This is a genomic window from Marinobacter sp. MBR-99 (genome assembly GCF_040547575.1).
Classification (GTDB): Bacteria; Pseudomonadota; Gammaproteobacteria; order Pseudomonadales; family Oleiphilaceae; genus Marinobacter.
In genome coordinates, this window is sequence record NZ_JBEPPY010000002.1 from 225,728 (window position 1) to 238,981 (window position 13,254).

Below are 13,254 nucleotides of genomic sequence, written 5' to 3' on the forward strand. Positions count from 1 at the left end.
CCCCGGGCAGCGCGTGCTGTGCCGGGGGCCTGGATCGATGGGTTTAACGGCCTGCGATTGCCTGCAGGATGTCGTCGAAATGGCCACCGTCGTTAAAGTGGGTTTCCTGGGCCTGAGTCCAGCTGCCGAACACTTCATTCACGGTAAACAGGTTCACCTCAGGGAAAGCATCGGAAAACTCTTTGGCGATCTCCGGGTTGCTTGGGCGGTAAAAATGCTTGCCGGCCAGACGCTGGGCTTCATCCGTGTACAAGCGCTCCAGGTAAGCTTCGGCCACTTCACGGGTGCCCTTGCGGTCTACATTCTTGTCAAGGACGGTAACAGGAGGCTCAGCCAGAATGCTGACGGATGGCACGATGATCTCGAAATCACCTTTGCCGAGTTTTTCCACAGACAGTATCGCTTCGTTCTCCCAGGCAATGAATACGTCGCCAATACCGCGCTGAACAAACGTGTTTGTTGACCCACGGGCACCGGAATCCAGTACCGGCACTCGCTTGTAGATATCGCGGACAAATTCAAATGCTTTGGTTTCATCGCCGTCGAACTTGTTCAACGCGTAGCCCCAGGCCGCAAGATAATTCCAGCGAGCACCGCCGGAAGTTTTCGGGTTCGGGGTGATGACTTCAACATCTTCACGAATCAGATCATCCCAACCCTGGATGTTCTTGGGATTGCCATCACGCACCAGCAATACGATGGTGGACGTATACGGCGAGCTGTTATTCGGCAGGCGCTGCTGCCAATCGGCCGGAATCAGGCCAGCCTTGGCATGGAACTGATCGATATCGTAGGCAAGCGCCAGGGTGGCCACATCGCCATCGAGGCCGTCTATAATAGCCCGGGCCTGGGACCCGGCACCGCCGTGGGACTGGCGAACCGTGACCGAATCACCGGTTTTTTCCTGCCAGTATTTGGCGAAACTTTCGTTGTATTCCCGATAGAACTCACGGGTTGGATCATAGGAAACGTTCAGAATAGTGACATCCTTCGCCTGAGCGGGCCCAGCAACGGATGCCGCCAACAGGACACTGGCAGTCAGCGCCAGGAAAGGCTTACGAAACAGAGACATAAAAAACTCCTCAAACGTGATTATTTGCCAGCCTCCGGCAGTCCGGTCGGCCGATAATGCATTGGTTAGAAATTGGTTTTATCGATTGGGATCAGCAGGCTTTTCAAACCGCACCTTCTCCCGCTTCTCCAGTTGCACAAGCTGGCCCTGATGGAATGTCAGTTCGACAGTGCCGAAGTCCAGTTTGCCAATCAGGTTCTCAATGAGGCTGGACAGCTCCTGTACCAGCCTCGGATTGCTGTCGCTCATGGGTCGCTCCATGGATTATGTCGATATGGAAGCGAGGTTACCGGCACCACGTTAGAAACAGAAACACGAAAATCTGGAATAGTTATGAACAAGGAGAATAAGAGAGGCGCAGCACATCGGCCTGACGGCCTGTGATTGGAGCAGGAGGGGGAGGAGCCAATTAACAGAAAACGGGCAAGCCTGGGCGCGGCAAGGACACTTGGGACGACTTGCTAGAACTGGAGGCCGGTGGTAATCATAACCGCGGCGGCCCCGAGAAAGGAGAGCTCCGAGGAGACGTACTGCCCCCGCACGCCTATAGCAGGAATGATGGCTGGGGCTATGCCAAGGTGGTTGAGCGGGATCTTATCCCGATATTCGCCACGATAGCCGTGCATTAAGCCACCGGTCACTTTGGCAAACACCGGCCCCGGCCCGAAATCAAAGTGCCGGCCAGTGTAAACATACGCAGATCGCTGGCTGAAGGAATTCAGGAAGCTGGCTCCTCCAACCAGCCAGTCATTCTCCCGGGTGTATTCAAGCGCGACCAATTTCTGGTCGTTGTTGTGCTCCGGTTTGGGGTTGTGGTGGGTTGTAAACACACTGGTTTGCAGCAACCAGCGGGATTCAGTCGAATGCGCTGCATTGGCTGCGAAAACCGCAATCAAGAAAATCAGTAATCTCGCCACAAAATTGCCCCTCATTTCTGCAGGCTGAATGTTAACCACCCGAGTACCGAAGTTCAATTTGCAATGGATTACGGCTTGAACAGCTTTCGCCCTATGGGTAGCGCGGCGGCGATGGCAACACCGGAGGCGCCGAACGCCAGGGTGAAACCGCCCAACTCCAGCAGAAGGCCAAACATCAGCGGTGCCAGAAAGTGGATGGCGCGGTTGGCCATCAGTCGCATTCCCAGCGCACCGGAGCGCTTGGCGCGGTCAACCGACTCCGCAAGAATAACCATGGACAAAGGCTGGGTAAGCCCTGAGCCAATACCGACCAGCACCGCGAGCAATCCCATAACGACAACCTGCTCCGTTGCCCCCAGAAGCGCGATCCCCGCAGACACAGTGACCAGGGACAAAAACACCGTATTCACACGGCCGCCGGCGAGTTGGATGATCGACGCCATGAACGGACGAATCACCATGGACACCCCCGCCCTGAGGCTCACCAGTACCCCGATGATCACCGGGCTGATTGCAAGGCTCTCCAGATAAACCGGAAGGTAACTGCCGTAAACACCGAGGGCAAACATGCCCAATACCGTCACCAGAACCGACAGCTGTACGCCGCGATTGGATTGCATTAAAGCCCACTGGGCCCGGAATCCTGCCTGCTTTCGAGTAACCTGAATGCGTTCAGTGGCCTGACCGGTCAACCACAAACCAACCAGGCCGGCTACCAGCGCAAACGCCGCCATCACCAAAAACACGTAGGCGGTTCCGCTGGCGTTCAGCAACAGTCCTGCCAGCAGTGGGCCGATCACCTGCCCACCGGAGAGCCAGGTGGAATACCAACCAAAGTATTTCTCAAGCCGCGGGCCGGTTCCGAGATTGGCGATGATCGTTTGTGCCGCCAGCACCATCTGCAGGTGCGCCAGGCCAACCAAAAGCTGCCCCAGGACCAACCCGCCAAAACCAGGCCAGAGATGCATGGCCAGAAGCCCCGCCACCATCAGGCCGGCACCTGTTATCAGAGTGGCCCGACCACCGAAACGGCTAACCACCCCGCCCAGCGGAATGGCCAGGGCCAGAGGTAACAAATACTGGGCACTCAGGACCGCACCAAGCACCAAGGGAGAAGCGCCCAGCTGCAGGCCGTAGACCGGTACCACGACGATCAGCATGGAGTACACAACAAAGCAGAGCGTCAGTGACAGGCACACGGCGAAGAAGGTTTGGGTGGATTCGGCTTCGGTGGTCTCTTTTGGTGCGGGCGTGTTCAATGGGGTTCCGGTAATGGGTGACGTGAACTGGGGAGTGGGTATGGTAGCTTGGGAATGGGGAGCTGGCTATGGGGTCTGGCTATGGGGTCTGGCTATGGGGTCTGGCTACGGGGTCTGTCCCCGAATGGGGACTGACCCCAAACGCACCAAGTATCGGGTTGGGAGATGGACCGATGTAAAAGTGGGTCAGTCCCCATGCGGGGACAGACCCTTTAGCTACGGGGTCTGTCCCCGAACGGGGACTGACCCCAAGCGCACCAGGTATCGGGGTTGGGAGATCGACCGAGGTAAAAGGGGGTCAGTCCCCATACGGGGACAGACCCTTGGGACAGACCCTGACCGCCTCTACTCGGCGGAGGCTATGAGGCTGGCGTTGCCACCGGCGGCGGTGGTGTCTATGCACAGATGCCGTTCGATCACGTAGCGCTGATCCAGGTTGTGCTCGGTGATGATGGGCAGCAACGCACCATCACGCCGGGCCAGGGCCTGGCGATATTGTTTCAGCAGCGGCTTTTCGGCCACGCTGGTAATCGCGGCATAGCCCTCAAGCTGAGTCAGCGCATCCGGGTCAATCACGCCGTCGGCGGCCAGCACCGGCAGGCCGGCCTTAATCGCATCCGCCAGGGCCTTTTCGGCACCAGGTGCAATCACAACCACCTTGTTGCCCTGTGACAACGCCGTGCCAGCCTGCTCTACCGCAGACTCCGCATCCGGTCCCAGGCACAGAATGGTGCCACGGGCATGGCAGGACAGGTGGTTTTGCTCGCCGGTTGGTCCGGGCATTTCTTCATGGCCAAGATCCAACGGCGCCGGCACGGTCTTGAACCAGGGGCGCAGGGCGTCTTTACGTCGCTCTGCAGCCGGCACTTCGACCTTTTCCAGCTTGTCGATCAGCTTTTGTACCTTGTCCGCCCCGAGCACCTTGTTGCTGGACTCAGACGGTTTGTGGGCAACCTCTGCTCTCAGGAAGCGCCGCACGTACTGCGGGCCACCAGCCTTCGGACCGGTGCCAGACAAACCTTCACCACCAAAGGGCTGGGACCCGACGATGGCACCGATCTGGTTCCGGTTAACGTAGGTGTTGCCCACCTTGATGCGGCTGGCAATATGCTCAATGCGGTTGTCTACCCGGCTGTGAATGCCGAAGGTCAGGCCGTAACCCTTGGCGTTCACCGCATCCACAACCTTGTCGATGTCTTTGGCTTCAAACGTGGCCACATGCAGAACCGGACCAAAGATCTCCTCTTCCAGTTCCTCAATGCCACTCACCTGCAGCACCGCCGGAGAAACAAACAGGCCTTTCTCGGGCACCTTGATCTTCTTCAGCAGCTTGCCCTTCTGCTCGAACTTCTGGCAATGATCGTTGATTTTCTTGCGGGCATTCTCATCGATCACCGGGCCGACGTCGGTAGAGAGCAACCAGGGGTCGCCAATGCCCAGCTCTTCCATGGCGCCATAGAGCATTTCCAGCAGGTTGTCGGCGATGTCTTTCTGCACGTACAACATACGCAAGGCAGAACAGCGCTGGCCGGCACTCTGGAATGACGACGCCAGAACGTCCCGAACCACTTGCTCGGGCAACGCGGTGGAATCCACAATCATGGCATTCAGGCCACCGGTTTCCGCCACCAGCGGCGCGTCCGGCTCCATGTGTTCGGTCATGGCTTTATTGATGCGCTGAGCAGTCATGGTGGAACCGGTGAAGCAAACGCCATTCACCCTGGCGTCGGAGGTCAGGCCAGCACCCACAGTGGCGCCGGTGCCCGGCAGCAACTGGATAGCTGCCTTGGGAATGCCCGCCTGGTGCATCAGCTCAACCGCCCGTACCGCCAGCAGTGAGGTCTGCTCCGCCGGCTTGGCGACAACCGCATTGCCTGCCGCCAGGTTCGCCAGGATCTGGCCAGTAAAGATGGCCAGCGGGAAGTTCCAGGGGGAAATACAACAAACCACGCCAAGGGCCTCGCCCGCGTCTTTGTAACGGACACCTTCGTTGGCGTAGAACATCGCGAAGTCGACCGCCTCACGAATCTCCGCCACTGCGTCCAGCAGGGATTTACCGGCTTCCCGGGTGGTCAGGGCAAAGAGCTCGTGCACATTCTCTTCATACAGGTCACCCACCTTGCGGATCATCTCTGCGCGATCTTCCGCAGACAGTGCAGACCATTGCTTGAACCCGTCCCGGGCAGCATCCAGGGCAGCAGACACGTCCGCCTCGGAGGCATAGGTAATGTGGCCGACCAGATCATCCGGGTTGGCCGGGTTGCGCACCTCAACCACCTCATCACTGGAAGGCGCAACGGCCAGCACAGGACCACCCTGCCATTGATGGCTCTTGTAACGGTTGCGGCCTTCGTCGATTTCCTCAACGGTCACGGGATCGGTGATGTCCCAGCCCTTCGAGTTACGGCGTTGCTCGCCAAAGAGCTTGGACGGATGCACAATCGCCTTGCTGGACAGGTTGTGCCCCAGAGTCTTCACCACATCAATCGGGTCTTTGGCAATCTCTTCCGGAGTGATACTGGTGTCCACAATCTGGTTCACGAAAGAACTGTTGGCACCGTTCTCAAGCAGGCGGCGCACCAGGTACGCCAGCAGATCTTTGTGGGCACCAACCGGAGCATAGATCCGGCAAGGTACACCGCTGTCTTCAAGCACCTGGTCGTGCAGGGATTCACCCATGCCGTGTAGCCGCTGGAACTCAAACTTGTCGCGACCCAGGCCTTTTGCCAACTCCAGCACCGCAGATACGGAATGGGCGTTGTGGGTGGCAAACTGGGGGTAAATCCGGTCTGTCATGCCCAGCAACTGCTTGGAACACGCCAAATACGACACATCGCTGCAGGCCTTGCGGGTAAACACCGGGAAGTCTGACAACCCCATCACCTGGGCCCGTTTAATTTCAGCATCCCAATAGGCACCCTTCACCAGCCGCACCATGATCCGGCGGTCCAGTTTCTCAGACAGTGCATAGAGCCAATCCAGCGTCTGGGACGCCCGCTTGGCAAAGGCCTGGACCACCACGCCAAAACCATCCCAGCCTTTCAGTGACGGTTCCGACAGAATCGCTTCAATCACATCCAGGGACAGGTCGAGCCTGTCCTGCTCTTCCGCGTCAATATTGAACCCCATATTGGCCGCTGCGGCCTTCTGGGCCAGTTTCAGGGCCCGGGGCATCAACTCATTCATCACCCGCTCTTTGTTACCGTACTCATAGCGGGCCAGCAGTGCGGACAGCTTTACCGAAATACCCGGATTGGTGCGCACATCACCTTCGCAGCGCTTGCTGATGCTGTCGATAGCATCGGAGTACGCCTGGTAGTAACGCTGGGCGTCGGCATCGGTACGGGCAGCCTCACCCAGCATGTCATAGGAATAGGTGTAGCCTCTTGCTTCCTGGGCCTTGCCACGATCCTGGGCTTCTTCGATATCCCGGCCCAGCACGAACTGTCGGCCCATTTCTTTCATGGCCTGCCCCGCCACGGTTCGAACCACCGGCTCGCCAAGGCGCTTGACCAGTTTGCGCAGGGTTTCACCGACACTCTGGCGCTCCGAATCTTTCAGAAGATTGCTGGTCATCAGCAGAGCAAGAGTTGCTGAATTGATCATGCCAGACTTGGCTTTGCCTACGTGTGCGCCCCAGTTGCCGGAGGTAATCTTGTCTTCGATGAGGTCATGAATGGTCAGGTTATCCGGTACTCGCAGAAGGGCCTCAGCGAGACACATCAGCGCCACACCCTCTTTAGTGGTCAAGCCATATTCAGCGAGAAACTTTTCCATGATGGTCGGGCGAGCGCTACTGCGTACACTGCGCACAAGCTCCGCTGCCCGGGCAGAGATTGCCGCCCGTGTTCCATCCGAGAGCTGGGCCTCAGCAATCAATCGATGAATAACGTCATATTCGTTCGCCAGGTAATTATTCCGAATCGCTTTGCGGATCTCTCGGAGCTCTGGCATCACGGATTGCTGTGGACTCATAGGGGCACCCTCCTGTTTATTGGAATACTGTCCGCATTCTAGCGAAGCCCGTATATACTATTTACCTATTCAGATAGACTTTGGTTTACCTTTTTCCTTTTCTCGATCACAGGAAAATGCTTATTTCCTCAATTTTCTTTGAAATCAGGCATTTTGACCCGAAGAGAAGATAATGGCCTTTATCTTGAAGGATAGCAGTCATGGCAGATCTCGACAGAATTGACCTTTCAATCATTCGTGAACTCCAGAAGAATGGTCGTATCACGGTAACGGATCTCGCCTCCCGGGTCGGGCTTTCCAAAACCCCTTGCCAGATCAGGATGCGGCGACTGGAGGAACAGGGTTACATTACTGGCTACAGCGCGATGGTAAACCAGACCAAACTGGGCCTGTCTCACGTGGCCTTTGCCCAGGTCACTCTGAATGACACCAGTAGTAAGGCGCTAGCTGCGTTCAACGGAGCCGTCAGGCAGATCTCTGCAGTGGAGCAATGCCATATGATGGCCGCGAACTTCGACTATCTTCTTAAAATACGAACCAGGAACATGGCGGAATACCGACAGGTGCTTGGTGAACAGATTTCCAGCTTGCCCCATGTTCTCCAGACCAGCACCTTCGTGGTCATGGAAAGTGTCAAAGACCGGGGTCTCTGAGGAGCGTTACCATGACCACCCACAGACCGTCCACCCTCAACGTTGTCATCGCCCCCGATTCCTTCAAGGAATGCCTGAGCGCCGACCAGGTGGCCCGCGCAATTGCACGGGGCTGGAACAAAGCTGCGCCGTCCGACCAGGTGATACAGGTTCCTTTGGCGGATGGCGGTGAAGGAACCACTGTCGCACTCACCAAAGCGCTAAACGGGCAGTTGCATGCCGTTCAGGTTACTGGCCCTCTCGGAGAGCCCGTTACCGCTCACTTCGGGCTGGTGAATGATGGTGCGATGGCGATCGTGGAGGTGGCGGAGGGCAGCGGGCTGCATTGCGTTCCCTCAGAAGCCCGCGATGCGATGCGATCCGACAGCCGGGGCACCGGTGAACTGATTTTGGCGGCGTTGGCACACAGGCCAAGAACCCTGATTATGGGACTGGGCGGCAGCGCCACCACTGATGGCGCTGCCGGCATACTACGGGCCCTTGGGGCCAGGCTGCTGGACAAGAAAGGCAACCCTGTCTCACCCGGTGGCTTGGGTCTGGCGAAATTGTCCAGTGTGGACTTGGCGCCCGCCATTGAGCGATTTTCAGGAACAGAGTTGGTGGTTGCCTGCGACGTAAACAACCCCTTACTCGGCCCCAATGGCGCGGCGGCGGTGTTTGGTCCCCAGAAGGGGGCCACGCCAGAGCAGGTGACTGAGCTGGATAACAACCTGGCGAATTTTGCCCGATTGGTTGAACAGCAGGGCTTCGATATCTCAAGTTTCCCTGGTAGCGGCGCAGCAGGCGGAATTGGCGGGGTGGTTGCGGGCATCCTCGGCGCTAAACTAAGGCCAGGTATTGAGCTTGTGATGGAAGCTGTGGCACTGGAGAGCCATCTGAAACAGGCTGATCTGGTGATCACCGCCGAGGGAGCCATTGATGCGCAAAGCGCTTACGGAAAGACCCCGGCGGGCGTTGCCGCTCTGGCAAAACAACACGGCGTGCCGGTGATTGGACTAGCCGGTAAACTTGGTGATGACTTGAGTAAACTGCACGACCTTGGCCTGTCTGCTGCATTTTCGATTACACCTGCCCCAATACGGTTACAGGACGCCTACCAACAGGCAGAAAAGAATCTGGCTCAGGCCGCCGAGCAACTTGCTCGACTGGTGCACGCTGTGTCTGTGCCCCTCCGGTAAAGCGTAAAAGCGTCCGCCAGAAAGCACAAAGGCCGAAGTGGGCGTACCACTTCGGCCTTCCAGCGAGCACTTCCGGTGCGCCGCCCGCAGCTTTCAGCGAGCCGGGGAATTCAGCACATCCAACACTTCTTCCAATTCGGTGATCATCTGCCGGATCAGTTGCTTGTACTGGGAAGTGTCGTCTTTGACTTCCGAGCTGCTCAGCTTCTGTTTGGCACCACCGATGGTGTAGCCCTGATCGTAAAGCAGGCTGCGAATCTGGCGGATAGTGATCACATCCGCACGCTGGTAATAACGGCGATTACCCCGGCGCTTGACCGGTGACAACTGGGGAAACTCCTGTTCCCAATAGCGCAATACATGCGCTTTTACAGCACACAGATCTGCCACTTCACCAATTGTGAAGTATCGCTTCCCCGGAATGGCGGGGAGCTCGTTGTTATGACTCGGTTCCAGCATACGCTTCTACTTTCTGCTTCAGTTTCTGACCTGGTCGAAACGTAACTACGCGTCGTGCACTGATGGGAATTTCTTCACCTGTTTTCGGGTTCCGTCCCGGCCGCTGCTTCTTGTCCCTGAGATCGAAGTTGCCAAAGCCTGACAACTTCACCTGCTCGTTGTGGCTGAGTGCGCCTCTGATTTCGTCGAAGAAAGCTTCTACCATTTCCTTGGCTTCACGCTTGTTAAGACCCAACTCTTCATACAAGCGCTCTGCCATATCCGCTTTCGTCAAAGCCGCCATCTGTCAACTCCTCAGTGTTGCCCCCAACTCTTCCTTCAAGGCATCAATAACGCCGTTGAAGAGCGAATGCACTTCATCTTCATTGAGCGTGCGTTCGGGATGCTGCCAGAACAGGCTGAGCGCCAGGCTGCGGTTACCCTCACCCAGGCTTTCGCCTTCATAGACATCAAACACACGCAACGCCGTGAGGTGTTCGCCGGCATGCTTCCGGGCCACATGCTCAACCTGGGCGAACGCCACATCGCTTCCGATAATGATAGCCAAATCCCGCCGAACTTCCGGAAATTTTGAAATATCTTTGAAATTAGGCACATATCCAGTCACGATCGAATTCAAGAATAGCTCAAACATGAGGATCGTGCCATTAAGTTCAAGATTTTTCTGAACTTGTGGATGCAGCGTTCCCAGCCAGCCCACATGCTCACCATCCCGCAGTAATTCGGCGGTCTGGCCCGGATGCAGAGCCGGATGCTGGCTGGCAATAAACTGAATATCGATGCCCAGTACCCGGAACAGACCCTCTAACTCCCCTTTTACATCAAAGAAGTCGGCAGTTCTGCGACCGTTTACCCAGTTTTCCGGCGTCTGATTACCCACCACGACACCGGCCAACATCGGCTGCTGGACGATCTCGCCATCGTTTTGCTGAAACCGGAGGCCCGTTTCAAACAGGCGGATACGGGGCTGCTGGCGATTCTGGTTGTGCACCACAGTCTTCAACAGCCCACTCCACAGCGTGGTACGCATGACCGAGAGATCTGCGGATATCGGATTGGCCAGGGCAATCCCTTCGCGCTCCGGATCAATCAGTTGCTGTACTTTCGGATCAACAAAACTGTACGTGACCGCTTCCTGGTAGCCCTGCGCCACAAAGAAGTTTCGAATAGCCGACAACGGCCGCACCGCCTCTTCCCTCGCCCGCAGGCCAAGGGAACCGCGGGGCTCGGTCACCGGCAGGTTGTTGTAACCGAAAATGCGACCGACTTCCTCGATCAGGTCTTCTTCGATGGAGATGTCCGGGCGGAAGCTGGGAACACTGACGCGCCAGCCATCCTTCAGTAGCTTGTCGATATGCAGCCCAAGGCGAGACAGAATCTCTTCAACGGTGGTTCGGTCAATAGCCAGGCCCAGCACGTCGGCCAGACGCTTTTCCCGAAGATCGATGACTCGGGCCTTGGGCAGATGTTCCTGACTGGCCACTTCAACAATTTCACCAGGCTCACCACCCACGATCTCCATCAACAGGTGGGTTGCCCGCTCCATGGCATCTCGAGCCAACTGATAGTCAACACCACGCTCGAAACGGTGGGAGGCATCCGTGTGCAGGCCATACTCGCGGGCCTTGCCCGCCAGGGTAATCGGGTCAAAATATGCCGATTCCAACACCAGATCCCGGGTTTTCGGGCTTACCCCGGAGTGTTCCCCACCCATAACGCCGGCAATGGCGATCGGCTTCTGGTGATCGGCAATCAGGAGCGTCTCCGGAGTCAGTTCAACTTCCTGACCATCCAGCAGCACCAGCTTTTCGCCGGACCTGGCCATACGCACAATGATACCGCCACTGATCTCGTCTCGGTCGAAGGCGTGCATCGGCTGGCCAAGTTCCAGCATGACGTAGTTGGTAACATCCACTGCGGCATCAATGGACCGGATACCGGAGCGGCGCAGCTTTTCCTGCATCCACAGGGGTGTTTCCGCCTGCAGGTTTACGTTACGCAGAACACGGCCCAGGTAACGGGGGCAACCTTCTGGCGCCTCTACGCGGATATCCGGCACTTCCGAATGCACCGCTTCCACCGGGACAAGCTCCGGTGCCTCTACCAGCAGGCTGTTCAGAACACCCACTTCCCGGGCCAACCCCTTGATCGACAAACAATCACTGCGGTTCGGAGTGAGGTCAACATCAATGGCGATGTCATTGAGCTTCAGGTAATCCGCCACATCCTGACCAGCCGGCGCATCGGCAGGCAATTCCATAAGGCCATCGTGATTTTCAGACAGTGCCAGTTCGGATTCAGAGCAGAGCATGCCTTCGGAAGGCTGGCCACGCAGCTTGGCCTTCTTGATTTTGAAGTTACCGGGCAACACCGCACCAACCACCGCAAACGGCACTTTCAGGCCTGCACGCACATTGGGAGCACCACAAACCACCTGAACGGTATTGGTGCCGTCACTCACCTGACACACACGCAGCTTGTCAGCATCCGGGTGGGGTTCGGCGGAAATCACCTCACCAACCACCACACCACTGAACTCCCCGGCCACCGGCTCAAAGCCATCCACTTCCAGCCCGGCCATGGTGATCTGATCCATCAATTCCTGGGATCCAAGGTTCGGATTAACCCACTCGCGCAGCCACTGTTCACTGAATTTCATCGTTCTTGCCTTGTCCTGATGCGGTTTATGCGGTTGATTCTGAACTCTGCGTACGTCGCCCTGCCCTTGGGCCTAACGGAACTGACGCAGGAAACGCAGGTCGTTTTCGAAGAACATGCGCAGATCTTTCACGCCGTAGCGGAGCATGGCCAGGCGTTCAACGCCCAGACCAAAGGCAAAGCCACGATATTCTTCGGCATCAATACCGCAATGCTCGAACACTTTCGGGTGCACCATGCCGCAGCCCATCACTTCCAGCCACTTGATGCTGCCGTCTGCTTCCCGGCCCCACTCGATATCCACCTCCGCAGAGGGCTCGGTGAACGGGAAATACGACGGACGAAAACGTACTTTCAGATCACGCTCGAAGAACACCCGCAGGAATTCTTCCACCGTGCTTTTCAGATCCGCAAAGCTGACGTTCTTCTCAACCAGCAACCCCTCTACCTGGTGGAACATGGGGGTGTGAGTCATATCCGAATCACAGCGGTACACGCGGCCCGGGCAGATCATGCGAAATGGCGGCTTGCCGGCCTCCATGGTGCGGATCTGCACCGGTGAGGTATGGGTGCGCAGCAGAGTACCGGGATTGAAATAGAAGGTATCGTGCATGGCGCGGGCGGGATGGTGGCCAGGAATATTCAGGGCTTCGAAGTTATGGTAGTCATCTTCGATTTCAGGCCCCTGCTCCACGCTGTAACCTGCGCGGGCAAAAATTTCTTCGATACGCTGAAGGGTGCGGGTCACCGGATGCAGTCCGCCCAGATCCTGACCACGGCCGGGCAAGGTCACGTCAATGGATTCGCCGGCCAGCTTTGCCTCAATGCCGGCTTTCTCAAGATCCGCCCGGCGCGCATTAATCGCTTGCTCAACCTTTCCCTTGGCTTCATTAATCTTCTGGCCGGCGGCTGGGCGTTCCTCTGCAGAGAGTTTACCCAGGGTTTTCGCTTGCTGGGTGATCACCCCCTTCTTGCCGAGGTATTCCACGCGAATTTGATCAAGTGCCTGAAGGTCGTTCGCGTTTTCTACCGCGTTCAACCCGTCCTGAACCAGTTGCTCCAGGTTTTCCATTGACCCTGCTC

11 protein-coding genes are annotated in these 13,254 nt (G+C 57.2%); 2 read left to right on the forward strand and 9 right to left on the reverse strand.

Annotated elements, in window-relative coordinates:
- Positions 1 to 43: 43 nt before the first annotated feature.
- From ABIE59_RS02860 to putA, 5 genes are all read right to left on the reverse strand, one after another.
- Complete coding sequence (locus ABIE59_RS02860; protein ID WP_354444052.1) at positions 44 to 1,072, reverse strand: sulfate ABC transporter substrate-binding protein; 1,029 nt, start codon at positions 1,070 to 1,072, stop codon at positions 44 to 46.
- Between the two features lie 78 nt (positions 1,073 to 1,150).
- The gene (locus tag ABIE59_RS02865; protein ID WP_354444054.1) at positions 1,151 to 1,321 is read right to left on the reverse strand and encodes a YezD family protein; all 171 of its coding nucleotides are present in this window, start codon (positions 1,319 to 1,321) and stop codon (positions 1,151 to 1,153) included.
- A 212-nt stretch (positions 1,322 to 1,533) separates the two neighbouring features.
- Complete coding sequence (locus ABIE59_RS02870; protein WP_354444056.1) at positions 1,534 to 1,989, reverse strand: sn-glycerol-3-phosphate transporter; 456 nt, start codon at positions 1,987 to 1,989, stop codon at positions 1,534 to 1,536.
- A 68-nt stretch (positions 1,990 to 2,057) separates the two neighbouring features.
- Positions 2,058 to 3,248, reverse strand: coding sequence for an MFS transporter (locus ABIE59_RS02875; protein ID WP_354444058.1), 1,191 nt, complete (start codon positions 3,246 to 3,248; stop codon positions 2,058 to 2,060).
- Between the two features lie 345 nt (positions 3,249 to 3,593).
- Entirely contained in the window at positions 3,594 to 7,223 is a 3,630-nt protein-coding gene (gene putA, locus ABIE59_RS02880; RefSeq protein ID WP_354444060.1) for a bifunctional proline dehydrogenase/L-glutamate gamma-semialdehyde dehydrogenase PutA, read from the reverse strand.
- 200 nt (positions 7,224 to 7,423) lie between these two features.
- On the opposite strand from putA, the gene ABIE59_RS02885 reads away from it, so the two are divergent.
- Both ABIE59_RS02885 and ABIE59_RS02890 read left to right on the forward strand, forming a co-directional pair.
- Positions 7,424 to 7,876 (forward strand): Lrp/AsnC ligand binding domain-containing protein, encoded by a 453-nt coding sequence (locus ABIE59_RS02885; RefSeq protein WP_354444062.1) that lies wholly within the window; start codon positions 7,424 to 7,426, stop codon positions 7,874 to 7,876.
- Between the two features lie 11 nt (positions 7,877 to 7,887).
- Positions 7,888 to 9,054 carry a glycerate kinase gene (locus tag ABIE59_RS02890; protein WP_354444064.1) on the forward strand — a complete coding sequence of 389 codons (1,167 nt, stop codon included), beginning with the start codon at positions 7,888 to 7,890 and terminating at the stop codon, positions 9,052 to 9,054.
- Between the two features lie 93 nt (positions 9,055 to 9,147).
- Here ABIE59_RS02890 and ABIE59_RS02895 read toward each other — a convergent pair whose 3' ends face one another.
- The 4 genes from ABIE59_RS02895 to pheS form a co-directional block, all read right to left on the reverse strand.
- Positions 9,148 to 9,513 (reverse strand): MerR family transcriptional regulator, encoded by a 366-nt coding sequence (locus ABIE59_RS02895; RefSeq protein ID WP_058093133.1) that lies wholly within the window; start codon positions 9,511 to 9,513, stop codon positions 9,148 to 9,150.
- Complete coding sequence (ihfA, locus tag ABIE59_RS02900; protein WP_044386556.1) at positions 9,494 to 9,796, reverse strand: integration host factor subunit alpha; 303 nt, start codon at positions 9,794 to 9,796, stop codon at positions 9,494 to 9,496. The genes ABIE59_RS02895 and ihfA overlap by 20 nt, the downstream gene beginning before the upstream one ends.
- A gap of 3 nt (positions 9,797 to 9,799) precedes the next feature.
- The gene (pheT, locus tag ABIE59_RS02905) at positions 9,800 to 12,172 is read right to left on the reverse strand and encodes a phenylalanine--tRNA ligase subunit beta (protein ID WP_354444067.1); all 2,373 of its coding nucleotides are present in this window, start codon (positions 12,170 to 12,172) and stop codon (positions 9,800 to 9,802) included.
- A 72-nt stretch (positions 12,173 to 12,244) separates the two neighbouring features.
- The gene (gene pheS / locus ABIE59_RS02910) at positions 12,245 to 13,243 is read right to left on the reverse strand and encodes a phenylalanine--tRNA ligase subunit alpha (protein ID WP_354444069.1); all 999 of its coding nucleotides are present in this window, start codon (positions 13,241 to 13,243) and stop codon (positions 12,245 to 12,247) included.
- Between the last annotated feature and the right edge of the window lie 11 nt (positions 13,244 to 13,254).